Origin of the sequence: Marinibium conchae (assembly GCF_015595035.1) — a bacterium.
Lineage (GTDB): Bacteria > Pseudomonadota > Gammaproteobacteria > Enterobacterales > Alteromonadaceae > Glaciecola.
The window spans coordinates 1,411,654-1,430,593 of record NZ_JADNRN010000001.1 but is presented as its reverse complement, the minus strand read 5'-3'; the positions used below and the strand labels follow the sequence as shown (position 1 = coordinate 1,430,593).

Below are 18,940 nucleotides of genomic sequence, written 5' to 3'. Positions count from 1 at the left end.
GTTGTGAAAAAGAATACAAATATGACCAAGTCTTACTCAGTAACAAGCGCCAAGGGCCCTATGATGTCGCCCGTGATATTGGATGTTGAATCTTTCGAATTAGATAATGTGGAGCGCGAGAAGTTAGCGCATCCTGCCGTTGGAGGGCTCATTTTATTCAGTCGAAATTATGCTGAGCCTGCGCAGTTAAGCGCCCTAGTGAAGGACATCCGTGCAACAGTTAAGCGGCCTTTTTTAGTGTCAGTTGATCATGAAGGGGGGCGTGTTCAGCGTTTTCGAGAGGGCTTCAGCGAAATTCCAGCAATGCAAGATATAGAGCTTGCGTACCCGCAGCAACATGATCTGCAAAATGGATTGGCTCATAGTATGGGTTATGTGATGGCACATGAACTCATTGCTCACGATATAGATTTGAGTTTTGCACCGGTACTTGATCTTAATGGTGTGAGTGACGTTATCGGATCTCGAGCTTTTTCCGCTATGACTGATGAGGTAATACGCTTAGGGTCTCACTATGCAACAGGGATGGCGTGTGCGGGTATGAAAGCCTGTGGTAAGCATTTCCCAGGCCATGGCTCTGTTAAAGAAGATAGCCATATCAACTTGCCGGTAGATAAGCGCATGTTCGACGAAATTGATAAAGTAGACATGCAGGTTTTCAGACAATTAATTGCTAATAACAAGCTCGATGCAATTATGCCAGCTCATGTAATATATTCCGAAGTCGACGAGAAGCCTGCTGGCTTCTCGCATAGATGGATTAAGCAAATCCTGAGAGAAACACTCGGGTTCAGCGGCGTAGTGTTCTCCGACGATCTTACTATGGAGGCAGCTTCAGTAGCCGGAAATATTTGTGACCGGGCCGATATGGCATTATCAGCAGGCTGCACGATGATATTAGTGTGTAATAAACCTGAACAAGCAGAGAAAGTGCTCGATCATTTACCATCTGAACACTATTTTCAAGAAGGGAAAAGTGCCCATTGGCACCAACTCCTGCTACCTAGAAACAAGATGCCGGCACTTATCACTACTAAAGATAGTTACGAACAAGCCCTGCGTGTGATCAACAAGGCTAAAGTAGTGCTAGCTTAAACTTCTATGTCGTCGATTTGTTGTAGTTTATTAACAACTCGAGCAACAACAAATAGGTAGTCAGATAATCGATTTACGTAACTTAAACAAACGTCAGGGACGGGCTCTGAGCTCACCAATTCGCTATTTGATTGCTGGTGCAGCGATAAGGCAACTAATTGCCTTTCGGCTCGTCGTGCAACGGTACGAGCAACATGAGCTTGGGCGGCTAGAACGCTGCCTCCTGGAAGTATGAATTTAGTCTGAGCTGGTAAAGTTAATTGAAGTTGGTCGATAGCCTCTTCTAATTGTAAAGTTGCTTCAGCTTCTAGCTGAGGTTTGTCTGATATAGCAAATCCGATAGCAAAAATATTTAGCTGAATGTTTTTAAAAAATGTCGGTTGAATTGATTCAAAGTTGTTGTCTTGGCTCGCTATTTTTTCCGCTTGAATGAAGCTACGAATGCTTTCACTTTCCTCTATCGCAGCAGCCAACAGCCCAATGTGACTATTAAGTTCGTCGAGTGTACCGTAACAATCAAGAATCATGTCGCTCTTAGATACCCGTAGCATATCTGAGGTGTAAATTTGGGTAGCACCCTTGTCGCCTGTTTTGGTGTAGATTTTCAATTTATAATCTCTTCATTTGATGGGCGCTCAAAGCGAACTAGTCGCAACGCAAAACCGATCTTTGGATGATCGAAATAGTGGATCTGCTTGCTGATAATTCGTCGGCGCTGCTTAAAAGGAAACTTTTTAATGACAGGCTCGCCAGAGGAATCAATGCCAAGCTCATGGTAATCGAAATCGGCTTCAATATGTAAATAAGGTACTCTGTTAACATATTGTAGATAGACTTTAACATAGCCATCCAGCTCCCAAGGCTCAGCTGAAAAAGACGCGAGCAATTTACCGTCTTGAGCAGTGGCATCTTCTTTCCATTGAATGGCTTTAGCATCTGCCAATTGTGTCTTGAGTTCCTCAAAAAAGCGTGACGAGTCTTTATCAATCACATCAATGCCTTCAGGTTCAAACATTGCTTGCAATTCCTCAAACGATTTTGATGCTGGCTTTGCTTGTTTAATCTTCTTTCCAGAATAAACTCGATAGAAGCTTGCGTTATCCTCACCAAACACAACAGGCTGACGCCATGAAAAGTGCGCTAATGCTTTGATGTCTCTTTGTGCAAATATGCGTTGAGCAAAATCGGCCATTTGCAATTGTTCTTTTGGTAGCAAGTGCGACGAAGATAAGGTTTCTCTACTTGGTGCATCGAGGTAAATAGGCACTTCTGTTGGGTCCTTGAGTACTAGGTAGTTTTGCAGGAAATCATTTTTCTTGTTTTCGTTTGTTCCCAAGTTTGCTGGGCAAGCATCATCACTCAGTAGGATCTGCATTCGTTGGCTGCTATCCATAAAACCTCGTACTTGTGACAAGGATGAGCCTACAGACCCGAAGCTCAATGGCGAGCACTCAAAAGCCATTTTTGCCAAATAATAGAAGGGGTTTTCAGCTTGTAACAAGCTCACACTAAGCAAGTCGATGCTGGCTTTATTTGCTGAAGGGTTTACAGTAATGTTGTTAGGAGATACAGAAAACTTCTCGTCTGAGCTACTTGCGATATCCCTTTTAAATGCGATGAGCTCAACATCAAACCACCAGTCGGGTTCATTTTGTCCTTGCGCATTGGCAAAGAGAGTAGCGCCAAGTAGAGCGAGCGATAAAATAATAGGTAACAAGCGTCTAGCATTAGCCAACATGGCATTCCTTCACAAATTTATCCAATAATTCACGCACATGATCTAATTTTTGTTGGGCGCTGTCGAGCTTTTTCATGAAACGAAGCTTCTGTGGTCCATCAAATTTATATTGAGATGGAAATTTTTGTATTAATTGAATCAGATAGCCTGGATCGATTTTAGCCTTAGCTTCAAATTCTATTGAGCCACCAGTATGTGTAGTTTCAATTTTTCTGATCCCAAGCTTTTGTGCAGTTAGCTTCAGACCAGACTGCCTGACTAGGTTTTTAGCGCTTTGTGGCAATAAACCAAACCTGTCGATTAACTCGATTTGATATTCATCGATCTCGTTTTGGGTTTTACAATTAGCCAGCTTTTTATAAAGTGATAAGCGTGTGTTTACGTCTCCTATGTAGTCATCAGGAAGTAGTGCTGGAATTCGCAAGTCAACCTCGGTTTGCGCTGCAAGCACATCATCAAGCGATGGCTCTTTGCCTTCTTTTAAGGCTTCTACGGCCTGTTCAAGCATATCCATGTAAAGGCTAAAACCGATGGTGTTGATTTGTCCTGACTGATCGTCACCAAGCAATTCTCCCGCACCGCGTATTTCGAGATCATGAGTTGCAAGGGCAAAGCCCGCGCCTAAGTCTTCTAATGAAGCAATAGCCTCTAAACGTTTGCTAGCATCTTTTGTCATTCTTTTCGGGTGAGGTGTTAGTAAATAAGCATAGGCTTGATGGTGAGAGCGTCCAACGCGGCCTCGAAGCTGATGCAGTTGTGCCAGTCCCAAATGATCAGCTCTGTCCATGATTATTGTATTGGCGGTGGGTACATCAATACCGGTTTCAACAATAGTGGTGCATACTAATACATTGTAGCGTTGATGATAGAAGTCATTCATCACTGCTTCAAGCTCACGCTCGCGCATTTGTCCATGACCTATCGCTATGCGAGCTTCGGGTATTATTTCTTCAATTTCTCGAGCGGTTTTTTCAATAGTCTTTACTTCATTGTGTAAAAAATATACCTGGCCACCGCGCAATATCTCGCGCATGATGGCCTCGCGAATAATATCTTGTTGGCGCATTTGTACGAAAGTTTTGATAGCCAAACGTTTTGCTGGCGGTGTTGCTATGATCGACAAGTCACGCATGCCGCTCAAGGCCATATTGAGTGTGCGCGGTATTGGTGTGGCAGTGAGAGTTAAAATATCGACATCCGCTCTCAATGCTTTGAATTTCTCTTTTTGGCGAACACCAAAACGGTGTTCTTCATCAATAATCACTAAGCCTAAATCTTTGAACTTTACATCGTCTTGCAGCAGCTTATGAGTGCCAACAACGATATCGGCCTGACCGCTGGCTAAATCGTCTATCACGAGTTTCTGTTCTTTGCTGCTGCCGAATCTCGAAATCACTTCAATTTTAAATGGCCATTGCGCAAATCTATTCTTAAAATTCTCAAAGTGTTGTTGCGCTAACAGGGTAGTAGGAACAAGAATAGCAACTTGCTTTCCTGTTGACGCTGCTATAAAGGCGGCTCTCATTGCAACTTCTGTTTTCCCAAATCCTACGTCACCACAAACAAGTCGATCCATCGCGTTAGGGCTACCCATATCCTGCAGTACGGCGTTGATTGCAGATTTTTGGTCGACCGTTTCCTCGAAGGGAAAAGAATCCTCAAAGCTATGGTATTCTTGCCAATCGATGGGGTAGGCGTAACCAGGTTTAGCAGCTCGTTTGGCATAAACGTCTAACAATTGAGCCGCGACGTCGCGTACTTTTTCAGCCGCTTTTTGCTTGGCTTTACTCCATGTATCATTACCTAAATTGTGAATTGGAGCATGTTCAGGATCGCCACCGCTATAGCGACTAATCAGGTGCAGACTCGATACAGGTACGTATAACTTTGCTTCTTTTGCATAAAGTATCGTGAGGTATTCAGTAGTTACACCGCCCGCGTCTAGCGTTTGTAAACCAAGGAAGCGTCCCACGCCGTGGTCGATATGAACAACGGGTTGCCCTTCGGATAGCTCGGCAAGATTTCTGACAATCGCAGCTTCATCAGTGGCCTTTCGTTTATCTTTAAGTTTTCGTCGACTAACTTTATGACCGAGCAATTGCGTTTCAGTGATGAACAAAAATCCGTTGTTGTCATCAATAAATTCAAAGCTATTTTCCACCATACCGATGCAAACATAGACATCTTTGCCGCTTGTCTCTGATGCCGTCCTTTGCAGTGCGTCATGGAGGGTTGGTGTATTGCTCGGGTAGATCTTAGCTTTTGCTAGCACGTCAATCAGGTTTTCTTTACGCCCTTCAGATTCGGCACAAAATATAACCGTTTTTTTCTTTTCCTTTGCTTTTTTTACCTCAGCCTGCAGTGCCCGATAGGGGTTAGTCGCGCTGAGATCGATATCAATGTTATTGATAGGCTTACAGGAAAAGTTAAATTTCCCGGCTTTGTTTTGCTGCTTGGCATCACTAATAAAGGCACGAGGCCATTGCTTTAGTGAAGTAAGTAATTCTTGCGTGTTTAAATATAAGTCGATGGGCGCCAACAGTGGCCGCGCCAAATTATAGCGATATTGTTCGTAACGCTGTTCGAGGTCCTTGGTAAATTGGTCGGCTGCAGCTTGCATATCTCCGAGGCAAAAAATAAGGCTGTCATCGTGAAGGTAGTCGAACAGGCTGGCGGTAGAGCGAAAGAATAAGGGTAAATAATATTCAATACCACTTGGCATCGTGCCTTTACTCACCTGATAGAAAATAGATTCTTTATCAGCCGTATTACTGCGTTCAAATTTTTCTAAATAGCGCTCCCTGAAGCCGGTAATGGCGTCTTTGTCGGTAGGGAATTCACGTGCTGGAAGTAGTCTGATTTCTTCAGTTTGATCCAGGCTGCGCTGGGTTTCGGGATCAAAAAAGCGAATAGAATCGATTTCATCATCAAATAAATCGATTCGAAAAGGTTGATCGCTGCCCATGGGGAACAGATCAACAATACTCCCTCTTACTGAAAACTCGCTGTGTGTCATTACTTGGCTTACGTGTAAGTATCCGGATTTTTCAAGCTTTCTTTTGAAGTGGTCGGTGTCAATTCTTTCTCCTACCTTTAAATACAACAGATGTTGTCCAACGTATTCGACAGGTGCCAAGCGTTGTAACAGGGTATTCATAGGAACGATAAAAATTCCGGCTTGTTTCTTACTGAGTAAATAGAGGGTCTCTAGACGCTGGGAGACTATATCTTGGTGCGGTGAAAATCCATCATAGGGAAGGGTCTCCCAATCAGGAAATAGTTGCACGTGTATATCTTCAGTTCGCAAAAAGAAAGCAAGTTCCTTTTCTAACTTAATTGCTTGTACAGAGTCTTCTGTGACAACAATGAGCGGCCCATGGTGAGCATTCGCGGCTTTTGCGATACTTAAGGCTTGGCTTGCGCCATGCAATTCCCCCCAATGAATATGGTCGACTATTCTATCATTTGAGCTAGTACTACGAGTCTTAGGTAAAGGAAGGTTTAACAAGTTTGCCATAGAGGAAAAATCGACTTATTTAAAATTATTTGGAAAGGACAAGAATCGAAAGCATGATATGAGCTTCAGCGTCCTTTTCTAAGCTGAGCTGTTTGTAAATGCAGACTAGCGCGAACTAATAGCTCCTGGTCCTGCTCTCGAATGAGAGTGTAAACGTAGCTTACCTGATAAAGATCATCCTTCTTCGACTGATCAATTGCTTCACCAACACAATAAATTGCAGCGGCTTCAGCCTCAAGAAATATCTTTATTTTGGCAAACGAGCCAATCTCCACCGCCGTTTCACTTTCAATAATGACACCACCGCCACCAAACTTGCTGGCTGTTTTACGATGTTCGGGGAGATCTTGTTCGAGTAAAATGTATGACATCATTAAGTCGATTTTTCTTGCTTGCAGTTGCAAGTAATCTACTAGGTCTGCGAGGCTATCACCAAGAGAGCGCAGCGGTTTGAGAGCTTGGGACTCAATCTCAGATAGCTCTGACGCGATTCTAAAAGCGTAAGGCATCGATGCCTCAAATTCTGCCAGAGAGAGTGTGGCTTCAGATTCATTAACCGGTTCGATATTGACTTTTGTAGGATGATTTATTAGAAAGTATGATTCAAAACTCGCTTGTTTTTCTTCTCTTGTTTTCACTAATAACATTCCTTGGTCGCTAAATTGGCACTGTTAACTGCAGAAGCTTAGTATCAAGTGCAGAGATTTTTGTTTTCGCTAACTTCATAGCATAGACTATGTGTTTTCGATTGTGCATAATTTACCAAAGTTGAGGCTTGTTTACACTGTTGTTTAGCTTGAAGTTAATCCTTCTTTTGTAAATCGACCGCTTTTTGCTCTACCCATGGCTCTCATAAAGCCCCAATTCGGCTGTTAACTGGAATCACCATCAAACTATGTCAATGCTACCAATCGCTGCGAAAATTGGCTTGCGCTACTCTAAAACCTCAAACAAACGAAGCTTTGTCTCCTTCATTAATATGTTTTCCGTTGTTGGCATTGCTCTGGGCATTGCATCATTAATTACTGTTATCTCGGTGATGAATGGACTAGAGGGGCAACTCAAACAGAAAATACTGGGCATCGTACCGCATGTGGTTGTCGATACGCGCCAACTCCCGCCTTTGAGCGAGACCGCGCAGCGTAAAATAGTGTTCAGCAGTGACTTTGTCGAACAAGAAATCATTTTACAGTCCAGCAATACTATCAAAGGGGTAATTTTACAGGGCATCGATGTGGATAAAGAGAAAAGTCAGTCGGTTATTGCTAATGCTATGGTTTCTGGAAAATGGGAAAGTATGTCCAAGGGAAGCTTTAAGGTTGTAATAAGCCGCTCCTTAGCGAATAAGTTACGGGTAAGTGTTGGGGAACAACTCAGGGTGATTAGCCCATCAGCGAGCGTATTTACACCACTGGGGCGCATGCCGAGCCAACGCCTAGTTGTCGTGAGTGGTTTGTTTCAGCTAGATAGCGAAGCCGACGACAGCGTTGTGCTAATGAACATTGATGATGTAGCTAAATTATCACGTCAGCGTAATATCGACTTTGCGAGCAAGCGTTTGTATCTGAAGGATGCCTTTGACTTTAAAACAGTGACGGATGAGTTATCAAGCTACGGTATTGACTTTAGAACATGGCGAGAACGGCAAGGACCACTTTTCGATGCAGTGAGTATGGAAAAGGCGATGATGTCACTCATGCTACTTCTCATCATTGCGGTTGCAGCATTCAACATCGTCTCGGCATTGGTCATGGTGGTGAGTGAAAAAACAGCAGATATTGCTATTTTACAAACTCAAGGCTTATTACCGAAAGATGTTATGTTAATTTTTATCCTTAACGGTATATTTAATGGCTTTAAAGGCATACTTGCAGGAGTCGTGCTAGGCTTGCTATTGGTGTGGAATCTGAATGATATACTGCGCCTATTGGGTTCACCGCTTGCTTTTGGCCCCAATGGCACCGGTCTGCCAATTGATTTACGCTTAGTCGAAATTCTTTACATTTCCCTAGGTTCGTTGGTCTTGTGTGTAGGCGCAACGCTTTACCCAGCGTTCAAAGCGGCATCAATTAACCCAGCAAATAGCCTACAGGCACAATAATCGCTATACTATGAACATGCAATACAGTCCTAACGCTAATATCAGCGCCAACTGCTAAGAGAGCCAAAATTTTGAGTAAAAAATACATCAGTTCCCAATCGTTATTAGAAGACAGCTTTCGTTTAGCCTCTAAGGTATTTAAGGATGGCTTCAAGCCTGATTTTATTATTGGTATATGGCGTGGCGGTGCGCCGATTGGTATCGCAGTACAGGAGTTCTTTGAGTATAAAAATACGCCTACCGATCATATCGCTGTGAGAACCTCTTCTTACTACGGTATTAATCAACAAGCCAAAGAAATAAAAGTGCATGGTTTGCATTACCTTATTGAGAATGCGAATGCTGACGATAGACTGTTGATTGTCGATGATGTTTTCGATTCGGGCAGAAGCGTTGAGGCTTTAGTAAATCAAATTGAAGCGTTAATGCGTTTAAATGCGCCAAAAGATATTCGAATTGCAACGCCGTGGTATAAACCTACAAACAATAAAACCGATATTATTCCTAACTACTACGTTAACGAAAGCGACGAGTGGCTAGTGTTCCCGCACGAGCTAGCGGGTTTATCAAAAGACGAGATTAAAGAAGGAAAGTCTGAGCTTAGTGCCATCATAGATGTGTTATTGGACGAGTAGCTTTATAAGTGATTCGATCTGATATCTATTTGTTGTCTATATAAAATTTGTCGTGGTAGGTATAGACCCATTGAGGTTTATGCACTACCAAGACTGTCATGGTCATACCATTGAAAAAAGCCTCTGGAAACAACATCAAAGGTGTTAGCAACAAATAGTTCTGATAAATCACATTCCAAGTTAAATCAGTATCACCAGCAAAGTAGGCAGACATCATGAGCATTTTTAGGCTGATGCTGATAGCCCCAGGAAAAAAAGCGCAAACGAAAAGATAAACAAACACATTTTTTGGAAGTTTGTGGAATGACCAACTAAATATGCCATAACTGATGGCGATAGGGATGGCTACTCCAAGCAGCCAATTAATCCCAAGCATGCTCGGTTTTTCATAGCCTAAACCTGTTACCGCAACCAGCACTATGCTCGCTGACAGCAAGGCCCATCGAAAACCTAACACTAGGCTTAACGACGTTAACCACATAAAATGCACAACCAAGCCCTCGGTGATGCCGGTTCTAAATATCCAGAGTATAAAAACAAGCGCCGTAGCGCCAAAGAAGCGATGCTGCATCTTTGTATCGGATTTGAGTGCGCTTATCTGCGTATTTTTGACCACAGCAAGTAGCATGAAACAGCTTATTAACAACGCTACGAATTGCAAAAAGGTCATGTTTTTTCCTATGAGGCGAAAAGTTAGGTTTGACTTAGCTTATATGATACCTAATATACGTGACTCATTTCACGTATTCTGTTTTGTTTAATTCTTGGAGTCGCATTTTTGTTTAAATCACGTTTCCCTTATTTTTCTGTAAACGCCGATGATAAGAACAAAAACACGCGCGTTTATCTAGACAGCGCGGCTACCACACAAAAGCTTGATTCCGTATTGCTTGCTATGGATAACTATCATCAGGAATATAATGCGAGCGTCCATCGCGGCGCCTATCAAAGCGCACAACTTGCTACCAAGGCGTATGAGCAAGCAAGAGTAAAAATTCAACAGCTCATTTCTGCAAAAAAAGCCGATGAAGTCATCTTTACGAGTGGTGCCACTGAAAGTATCAACATGATCGCAAATGGTTTATCAATAAACGATTTGTCGGGAACGACTATTTTAGTCATGGCAAGTGAACATCATGCGAATTTATTGCCTTGGCAGGCTTTTGCCAAGCGTCATAAACTCAATATGGATGTTATTGAGCTATCAAGCGATGGTATCTTTTCGGAAAGAGAGTTATCGCGTTTGTATGAACAACTAAGCGACGACATCGCACTGATAGCGATAGCGCATGTATCTAATGCACTGGGTAATATTTATCCGCTGGAAGACATCATAGAGAAGGCTGCAAAGCATAACATTGTGTCAGTAGTCGATGGCACTCAAGCGCTTGCACATATTTCCGTCGACGTTCAAAAGCTGAATTGTGATTTTTATGTGTTCAGTGGGCATAAGATGTATGGTCCTTGTGGGATTGGCGTTCTTTATGGAAAATACGAAGCCTTAACAGCACTGGCTCCATCTAAACTTGGTGGTGAAATGGTGGTAGATGTAGATTTCAGCGCGGTGAGTTTTCAGATGCCACCTCTCAAATTTGAAGGCGGAACGCCAAATATCGCTGGCGCGATAGGCTTAGGTGAAGCTGCTGAATTTGTAAAAAATAATATTGAAGAAATAAAAAGACATGAGGAAAAGCTGCACCAATACTTAATAAGACAATTGAGTCAGTTTGATAGTCTCATCATGGTCGGCAATTCAGCTGCGCTACCCACAAAAAACAATATCAACAATCACGATTTTTCGGAGCACCTTAGTATTGGAACGCTTTCTTTTACAGTCAAAAATCAGCAGCTTAACGACCTCGCACTTTATTTATCGCAAGCGGGAGTTGCTGTACGAGTAGGACACCACTGCGCTATGCCCTTAATGAAACGGTTGAAACTGCAAGGTACGCTAAGGGTGTCACTTGCATGCTATAGCGATTTAAAAGATATTGACTATCTGATTGAGCACATAAGTCACTTCTTGCGCTTGGACGAGAGCCAAGCACGGCTTCATGCATTGACCGAAACAAAGAGTGTTGATGAGAACAAGCAGCACTTTTTACTTGCGAGTAAGGTTCAGCAATCTAGGGGATGGGATAATGTGTATCGCCAACTCCTTCTAGCGAGTAAGAGTTTACGTATTTTGCCTCAGGAATTGCGAACTTCGCTGACTTCAGTGTCAGGATGTGAAACAGACCTGTGGCTGGCTATGGCGGATGATCGCTTTGCTGCTTATTCACAAAGTAAAGTTGTAAGAGGTATCTTAGCGCTCTTGATTGAAAGAGCCGATCACAATATCTCTTGCGGTATTCATGATTTTGATTATCTTCAATATCTTGAGTTTTTGGGCCTGTCACACTACTTTTCTGAAGGAAGAAGAGACGGTATTGCCAACGCCATTAAGACAATTGATGTCATAATGAAGACAAATGCAAATGCAAATGCAAATGCAAAGACAAATGAAGATTAGTCAGATTATCATGAGTCGGTAGGACGCTTATTTTTTGCTTCAATCCATTGGCTCATGTACTTTGTGCTAGCTAAGGTGTGATGTTGAAGAACCTGGCCGATAAAGTGTTGACGACGATGTTCGCCAAGCATATTTGTTAGCGCTTCAATTCTTTTTATAAGTGATGCTCGTTGTTTAGGGTAAGAAAAAATACTCGTTAAATACAAATGGCTGTACTCACTTGAACGAAGCCAATATTCTTCATCCGCGTAAAGGCGAACAGCTTGATCCGCAAAGGCATCCTCGTTTTCAAACAATGGCATAATACTACCGGGCCATTCAGTATTCCCTTCATCAATGCTAAGACCTTCAGCACCTATGGGTGAGGTAATACTTGGAGTAGAGCACATCATGGCATCAATAAGCTTCCCTTTAATACCGGCGCCAAAATTAATTGGCGCAAGAAGCACTTTTGCTGAGCTTAAAACAGAAAACGCATCCTTAGCAAAACCATGCACCAAAAAACCTTCTTTTCTATTTTCAAGCTGCTTCGCCTTCGGTGGTAAATATGCCCCGTAGATGTGGCACTGTGCATTAGGAAGCGCTTTACGAATTCTTGGCCATAGCTTTGTTTTGATCGTCAATACCGCATCCCAGTTAGGGGCATGACGAAAGTTACCAATGCTGATAAATCCATCTCTCTGGGCGTATGTATTCGTTGTGGCATTGTTCGTTATGCGTTGCTCAAGTTGTGGTAATAAAAAACGACAATGATGCAAGAGCGAAGCAGGCACTCCAAACCGTTCGACAAGTAGCCTAATTTCAATATCAGATAACAAAATACTTAAATCACAGCGTAAGATTGAAGCGATCTCTCGCTTGCACATGTCACTGTATAAATACTCTGTAATTGCATTTTCATTCGCTGGGTTTACATTATTTTTGTAAGCTTTATGCCGGGCGTCTCGTAAAAAATGTAAATCTTCGCAATCTAATATTTTTACACATGAAGGTGCGGACTGCGAGACCCGCCAACCAAATTGTTCTTCGCAAAGATAGCGGTCGAAAATAACAATAGTGGGTGAAAAACTGCTTACAAAGTCATCGAAAGTGCTGCTGTTGAGCAAGATACTTTGTTCTTCGTCAACAACATTATCAAGCTGAGTAGATTGTGGGGTTTTGTCTGCAGCGCTGGCAAAACAAATATAGTGCCCTGCATCCTTCAACAGTGAGGCATAACTCAAAATATTTTGACTGGCTGCTGAAGATCTTAGCTCAGGCCACACTAAACCGATAATTAAGATACGCTGGCGTTTTGTCAAGAGGATGAAACTCTGGTTGTTAACTCGATAAGCAAGTATAACCTTTCCTACCGGCGATTTTTAGTTTTCATAAACGGTAATAGTGTTTTATGCCGTTCTTACACAGTTGCGCCCAGCTTTTTTGGCTTTATACATTGCCATATCAGCTCGCTTAAGTGTATTTTTGAAGTCCTTACTGCCCATGTAGGTGTCAGAAATACCAAAACTGCACGTAACTTTGACTATCTGTTGGCGTACCGGGTTCTGCCTTCTATTCCTGGCCTGCGAGGCCGATTCGTTTTGGCGTTTTTGTGTCCTGATAGCCATCGGGTAGCTTTCGATTTCGACGCGCAAATTTTCGATTGTCTCGCGTATATCATCAATATGCTTGTTATCAAATATCAATACGAATTCTTCACCACCATAGCGAAAACCCTTTGCTCCGTTCTTAGTTTTAGTAATTTTACTAGCGACAAGTTTTATTGCGTCATCACCGGAACTATGTCCATATCTGTCGTTAAAGCGCTTAAAGAAATCAATATCAACCATGACGACCGAGTATTGTGGGTGTAGTTCTTCAGACATCTGCATCAAAGACCTGCGCCCCGGTATACCTGTGAGTTCATCACAGAAGGCCATGTTTCTTGCTGTCAGAAAAGCCGAACACATGCACAGTAGTGTCCCAAAAAGCCCAAGTAGGATGATTCCTAAATCACTGAAATAATAAAGGGTGTGAGCCGCCATCACCGCGATTATCATCAAGTAAAGAACTTTCATCGACGTAACTAATACCACGACCATCGTTATTGCACTTACGCAAAGAAGTAAAACATGCAAAGGGCTGAGAGGAAGCACAGCAAAAGGGTTATCCATTGATGCTGCTTCGAAGGCAAGCTCTGAGAAGGTGTTGACAACGGGATCGAACTTTGCAAAAAGAACTGCAAAAAACACCCATGTTATCAAGCTACCGCCTAGGTATAACAAGCTCTTTAAAACTCTATATGATGGTATCGTTATCAAAGCAAAAATTGGGATCAAGATAATAAATGAAATGAGTAAATCGCTAGTGGTAGGCAGAGGGGACTCAAGGCTTTTATTCAGTATGGGCAAAACATAAAAATGTGCTAAGCAAGTAAGCCCTATTATACAAGCCACATACATCGTGACAGCTTGCTTCATGGATAAAGTAAATAGAACAATAAAACACATGCTTATTGTAATATAAGGAAGTAATGATAGTGGCTCTAAATCAAAAAAATCAGACCATTGAAGCTCTAGTAGCACCTTTAGCAAAAGGCACGTGACAGATAAAAGCGAAATGAAAATTGCAGACGTCTTTGCTGTCATAAGCTTAAGGACATTGTCCTTCTCTGGTGATGCTAACATTACGCTGTGATTTTACATCTATCAATAGTAACTTCCTGCTAATTTTTAAGACAAAGGTTGTGAAAACTATACCTAAGCGCACCCACATAAAACTAGTTGAAAAACAGGGGCTAACCTAAGCTTTGGTTCTTTTTATAGTCATCCTATTCTGGTTAGCTTATGCATTTTCGTCAAGTTAATACGTGTAGAATGCGGTTTTTTCGATGAAAAACTTCATTTTACCGTCGTAAATGTCTTGAAGTTGACTGAAAAACACTGTAGAAAATTAAAGACAAGCTTGCTAAGCCAAGCACATTTTGTTTATTGTCAAAATGACTAAAGCACATCAAACATTACTATAAGAGCTGAAATAAAAAAGATGAACGCCATTGATTACGCTAAACAAGTTACTGAACTCTTCGCCGTGCCTAAAACGGCAATGAGAGTCAAAAAGCTAATTGAAGACGAACACTCAGACGCAGACAGTATTGCCAGTTTAGTGAAAACTGACCCTGGTCTCTCAGTGCACATACTCAAAATTGCAAACAGTGCTATTTATCGTTTTCCGCGGAAAATCGAAACCCTTCAGCGAGCAATACAGGTGATCGGCACCAGCGCGGTTTACGATTATGCCTTGGTTTTTGGAATGACAAATGCGTTTGGGAATGACCAAAAAGAGTTTGTCGACCTTGATAAATTTTGGGAACAAAGCGTTTGCTGTGCGTTACTGGCCAAGCATTTCGCGAGTCTCAATGGGATGAAAGACGCAGATAGAGTATTCGTGAGCGGTTTACTTCATAATGTAGGTGAGCTTGTAATGCTGAAGGTAAATCCGGGCTTAGCTAAAGACTGCTCGTTGTTCGATACCAAACTTAGTCCCAAGGAATGTCAATACGATATCTTGGGATTTACCTATGCTGAAATATCCGCGGCCTTAAGCCAACAATGGTTGCTCCCAGACTCAATTGTATCGACGATTGCTATGCAACATCACGATGATAAGGCGTCTGATAGTATGGAAGTTCAGATCATTCAGCTAGCATATTCCTTATCTATCGTGAATACTTATGGGCATCACTACAATGTGGCAGAGCACATTAGTCCTTTTCTTTACGAATCATTGAACATCTCGTTAGACGAAGTCGAGGAAGCATTGGACTCTACAAACTATCAAGTTGAACAAGTTATACATTTATTTAACCCAGATGTATTTAAAGTCGCATAGCTTCGCACTGCCCAGTCAAATCTGCCTAGTCAAATATTGCAACTGTTTGTCGCGATATAGCAATTAGCTCGCCGTGAGCATCCCATATGTTTGCTTCAGTGTGCCCATACCCATCAGCCGCTTGTCTTGTTTCAGATTTGTAAGCGAACCAATCCGTCGGCTCAATCTTACGGTGAGGGTGAATGAATTCTAAATTCCAACTGACCGTGCTGGCCGGGGCCGGCCATTTCATCATTTGCAGCAGAGTGGGTGGCCATGCATCTATTAAGCTGATGATATGAGCATCAGAAATTGCTTTAGGTGCTTGTTTTAGGCGCATCCAACCATGGTAGTGAGATGTTTTACGGCCAGTAAATGGTATGCCACCACTGATAATCGCTAGGTCAATATTCTTAAGAAACTTAGGCGTAACTTTTGGTATCTGAGGAATAAATTTGCCTTTTTTAGGTAGCGGCATGTCGTGAGTATCATCACTCTCGACTTTAACTTTTGAATGCCTTCCCAAACCAAAGCATATTTGCGACACAACACAGGTTTTTCCATTTTGTAAGGCTCTTGCCATAATTTGGCTTACATTTTTTCCTTCGCGAACGATTTCAATGGTGATCTGAAATGGCGCATCGCTGAGAAGTGGGCCAACAAAATTGATAGAGTTTGCGCGCATCACTCTATCACTCGCTACGTAGGGGCGGGCGGCCGCGTAAAGCATGGCAGCGGATAAGCCGCCATAAACAGTTCTACCTTGTGCCCATTGTGAAGATGCAATGAATGAGGCATCAGGATCTTGCTTATGATTGGCGCTGGCATCAATGAGGTCATCAATGTTCATGAATGTCTGTACCTTTATCTTTGAGTTTTGTTTAATCAACAAAGCCACTGGTCGGATTAGTGATTGTAGAGCACTGTTCCCAGTGTGCAAGTGCTTTTGCGTACTTTTGCTTTTTGATGAAACGAAGATAATCGTGAAAAGTGAGTGTTTTGCAGGCAGAGGGGAAGGTGAGGTAATTAATACCTCACCTAAGTGGATAGATTTCTATTAATTTTTATCTATTGTTACCTTTGATTGGATTTTTCATCATAGCTAGCATGATTTGAATAAAACGCATAGGATGCAGGCTTTTGATTAATGCCAGACGCTTTTCTTTTCGCTCTACTGCATCTTGTGCTTGCTGCGCAATTATCTCCAGTTCTTTCTCGTTAGCCATCGTCTTATCCCAATGTTGGAGTTTCGGACGCATAAGTGAAAACCATAAAGGTGGTATTAATACTAGAAGCATAGTTGATATGTAACCTCCAATCATAATGGGAGCATCAGGCATAGCCTCTAGTTTTTCAAATGGTACTGCGCCTTTTGCATGATGATGGCTATGGCGAGGCAAATTGAACATTGCCCAACATGATATCCGTCGGTTGTTGTTCCAGGAATGTCTGGGTCTTACAGGCTCTCTAGGGTGTCTGACTAAGCCATAGTGTTCCATGTAATTTACTATCTCAAGAATAACTTTTGCTGCAATGCCTACGCCAGTAACAAATAGCAAACCTTGCCATCCACCCAAAACTGTCGCGAGGCTTAACCAAGCTACAGACATTAGCCAACCAGTAATGTACTGATTGTGGAAACTAAAAATACTTTGCTTTTTACGTGTTAGGCGTTTTTTTTCTATTTGCCATGCCGCCATACTTGTGCGAATGATTGCTAGAGGTACTTGGGCGTAAACCGATGTTCCTCGTTTAGCCGTTACAGGATCTTTTTCTGTGGCGACATGAACGTGGTGGTTAAATACATGTTCAATTGAAAAGCTTGCATCAAAGCTGATAGCCAATAGCCAGCGGCCAGTCGTTACCGCTTTTTTATTACCAATTCGATGTATGAGTTCGTGTCCGACGACAGTCGCTACGCCGCTCAACATTAAGCCACAAAACACTAAGGCAACGCCAATTTCGAAGGCGTTGGTCGCTTCTTTTGCCGCTATAAAATCATAGGCGCTAGTGGCTGATAACCATTGCATAATGGCCCAGTCGTAAGGCGTTACCAACCACAGACTCACCGCAAGTAACAGCATAGTAGTTGGCACTGATGCATATAACATTATATTTAGCAGTGCCTTATTGTTGAGTTCGGGCTGACTTAGGTCTTCGCCAAAAAACGCATCTCCTAACACATAAAATACAACGAATATGGCGAAACCGAGCAATATCCAGTGCTGAGCAAATAAAATCGCCGTGACCCCAGCCATTGTCGATAAAAAATAATTTGCAAATTTAAGATAATGAAGCATGTTTGTCTCCTTTTTTGACATGCTTAGATTGACACACTATTTGACAAGTCATCGTAGGTAAAATTGCCAATAAAAAGTCATTTATTGCCAAGTTGACATTTTTAGAGTAGCTTTAAAAAGACTATAAATTGAGTAACTTTGCTTTTAATTGCAGTAAAAGGACCGAAAAAGTGCGCAAACATCTCAGCCTGCCGACCTATTATTTTGGTCATGTAATTGCCGTGCTTAAAAGTGCTGGTGTACAAGTGGATAAGTGGCTCGCATCACAGGACTTGAACATGGATGAACTTACCGAGCTTGACGCTCGGGTTAGCGTTGAGCGCTTTGATGCGTTGATGAAAGTTGTCATCGAAAATCATGGTTTTGAAGACTTTGGGATAAGTGTTGGTAAGCGTTTAGAGCTTGCTCATCACGGTGATTTTGGTCTCGCTGTGCTCAATTGCGCATCACTTAAAGATGTTCTTGATTTTCATAATCAATTTATATCAATCCGTTTACCCTTCGTGAGCTTTGATTATAAGCTTGTTAACGCTACCGTAAAAATTGAGTTGCAAGATAAGCATTGGCAAATGAGCTTACATCGCTCAGTAACTGAGGCAATATGTATTGCCATTGTGAATATGTTACATTCCATCAACTTTCAAGATGCTTCCAAAATTGAAATTTTGAGCGCTAGTTTTGACTATAGCAAGCCAAGTTATGTAGCAAAATATGAGGCGATGAAGGCCAAAGAATTAAAATTTGAACAAGCAATATGCAGCATTACTTTCTCTGATAAATATTTGCAACGAGCATTAGCAATGGTTGATGAGTTTAGTTTTCAACGAGCAATTGCGCGCTGCAAAAAAGAACTCGAGGGCTATCAACAACATACACATTCGACCAAAGATGCAGTGTATTCATTACTGTGTATGGATCAGGGTTGCACTCTCAGTTTAGAGCAAGTTGCCGAGCGCTTGTTTATGAGCAAGCGCACCTTACACAGGAGTCTTGAGGCTGAAGGTACGAGTTTCAAAGCCCTGCTGCAAAAGCGACGTTCAGATGAAGCCAAGCGCTTATTACTGATAGAAAATATGTCAATATCTAATGTTGCCGATGAACTGGGGTATTCTGATGCAGCCAACTTCCGGCGCGCCTTTAAAACATGGTATGGCTTATCGCCGCGAGACTGGCTAAAGAGTAAACGAGGATAA

The 18,940-nt window shown here is 42.2% G+C and carries 15 protein-coding genes; 6 read left to right on the top strand and 9 right to left on the bottom strand.

The window, feature by feature from the left end:
• The first annotated feature begins 21 nt into the window (after window positions 1–21).
• Complete coding sequence (nagZ, locus tag ISG33_RS06080; protein WP_229333467.1) at window positions 22–1,095, top strand: beta-N-acetylhexosaminidase; 1,074 nt, start codon at window positions 22–24, stop codon at window positions 1,093–1,095.
• Here nagZ and ISG33_RS06075 read toward each other — a convergent pair.
• The 4 genes from ISG33_RS06075 to ISG33_RS06060 all read right to left on the bottom strand — a co-directional run bounded on the left by ISG33_RS06075 (window position 1,092) and on the right by ISG33_RS06060 (window position 6,997).
• Window positions 1,092–1,703, bottom strand: coding sequence for a cob(I)yrinic acid a,c-diamide adenosyltransferase (locus ISG33_RS06075; protein ID WP_195732600.1), 612 nt, complete (start codon window positions 1,701–1,703; stop codon window positions 1,092–1,094). The genes nagZ and ISG33_RS06075 overlap by 4 nt on opposite strands.
• Complete coding sequence (locus ISG33_RS06070; protein ID WP_195732599.1) at window positions 1,700–2,833, bottom strand: CsiV family protein; 1,134 nt, start codon at window positions 2,831–2,833, stop codon at window positions 1,700–1,702. The genes ISG33_RS06075 and ISG33_RS06070 overlap by 4 nt, the downstream gene beginning before the upstream one ends.
• Window positions 2,823–6,350, bottom strand: a complete 3,528-nt coding sequence (gene mfd, locus ISG33_RS06065) for a transcription-repair coupling factor (RefSeq protein WP_195732598.1) — start codon at window positions 6,348–6,350, stop codon at window positions 2,823–2,825. Before mfd ends, ISG33_RS06070 begins: the two co-directional genes overlap by 11 nt.
• 65 nt (window positions 6,351–6,415) lie before the next feature.
• A complete protein-coding gene (locus tag ISG33_RS06060) occupies window positions 6,416–6,997 on the bottom strand; it encodes a PilZ domain-containing protein (protein ID WP_195732597.1) in 582 nt (193 codons plus the stop codon).
• 248 nt (window positions 6,998–7,245) lie between these two features.
• Here ISG33_RS06060 and ISG33_RS06055 point away from each other — a divergent pair, with 248 nt between their 5' ends.
• Together ISG33_RS06055 and ISG33_RS06050 are read left to right on the top strand one after the other, a co-directional pair.
• Window positions 7,246–8,451 (top strand): lipoprotein-releasing ABC transporter permease subunit, encoded by a 1,206-nt coding sequence (locus ISG33_RS06055; RefSeq protein WP_229333466.1) that lies wholly within the window; start codon window positions 7,246–7,248, stop codon window positions 8,449–8,451.
• Window positions 8,452–8,522: 71 nt separating this feature from the next.
• Entirely contained in the window at window positions 8,523–9,086 is a 564-nt protein-coding gene (locus ISG33_RS06050) for a phosphoribosyltransferase (protein ID WP_195732596.1), read from the top strand.
• Between the two features lie 25 nt (window positions 9,087–9,111).
• Here the strand turns inward: ISG33_RS06050 and ISG33_RS06045 are convergent, their stop codons facing one another.
• The gene (locus ISG33_RS06045) at window positions 9,112–9,756 is read right to left on the bottom strand and encodes an energy-coupling factor ABC transporter permease (RefSeq protein WP_195732595.1); all 645 of its coding nucleotides are present in this window, start codon (window positions 9,754–9,756) and stop codon (window positions 9,112–9,114) included.
• 108 nt (window positions 9,757–9,864) lie between these two features.
• Here ISG33_RS06045 and ISG33_RS06040 point away from each other — a divergent pair, with 108 nt between their 5' ends.
• A complete protein-coding gene (locus tag ISG33_RS06040; protein WP_195732594.1) occupies window positions 9,865–11,598 on the top strand; it encodes an aminotransferase class V-fold PLP-dependent enzyme in 1,734 nt (577 codons plus the stop codon).
• 8 nt (window positions 11,599–11,606) lie between these two features.
• Here ISG33_RS06040 and ISG33_RS06035 read toward each other — a convergent pair whose 3' ends face one another.
• Both ISG33_RS06035 and ISG33_RS06030 read right to left on the bottom strand, forming a co-directional pair.
• Window positions 11,607–12,899, bottom strand: coding sequence for a glycosyltransferase (locus tag ISG33_RS06035; RefSeq protein WP_229333465.1), 1,293 nt, complete (start codon window positions 12,897–12,899; stop codon window positions 11,607–11,609).
• Window positions 12,900–12,986: 87 nt separating this feature from the next.
• A complete protein-coding gene (locus ISG33_RS06030) occupies window positions 12,987–13,841 on the bottom strand; it encodes a GGDEF domain-containing protein (protein WP_229333464.1) in 855 nt (284 codons plus the stop codon).
• 781 nt (window positions 13,842–14,622) lie between these two features.
• Here ISG33_RS06030 and ISG33_RS06025 point away from each other — a divergent pair.
• Entirely contained in the window at window positions 14,623–15,468 is an 846-nt protein-coding gene (locus ISG33_RS06025) for an HDOD domain-containing protein (protein ID WP_195732593.1), read from the top strand.
• 25 nt (window positions 15,469–15,493) lie between these two features.
• On the opposite strand, the gene ISG33_RS06020 is transcribed toward ISG33_RS06025, so the two are convergent.
• Window positions 15,494–16,297 (bottom strand): acyl-CoA thioesterase, encoded by an 804-nt coding sequence (locus ISG33_RS06020; protein WP_195732592.1) that lies wholly within the window; start codon window positions 16,295–16,297, stop codon window positions 15,494–15,496.
• Between the two features lie 214 nt (window positions 16,298–16,511).
• Entirely contained in the window at window positions 16,512–17,747 is a 1,236-nt protein-coding gene (locus ISG33_RS06015) for an alkane 1-monooxygenase (protein WP_195732591.1), read from the bottom strand.
• A gap of 170 nt (window positions 17,748–17,917) precedes the next feature.
• Between ISG33_RS06015 and ISG33_RS06010 the strand changes: the two genes are divergently transcribed.
• Window positions 17,918–18,940 (top strand): AraC family transcriptional regulator, encoded by a 1,023-nt coding sequence (locus ISG33_RS06010; protein ID WP_195732590.1) that lies wholly within the window; start codon window positions 17,918–17,920, stop codon window positions 18,938–18,940.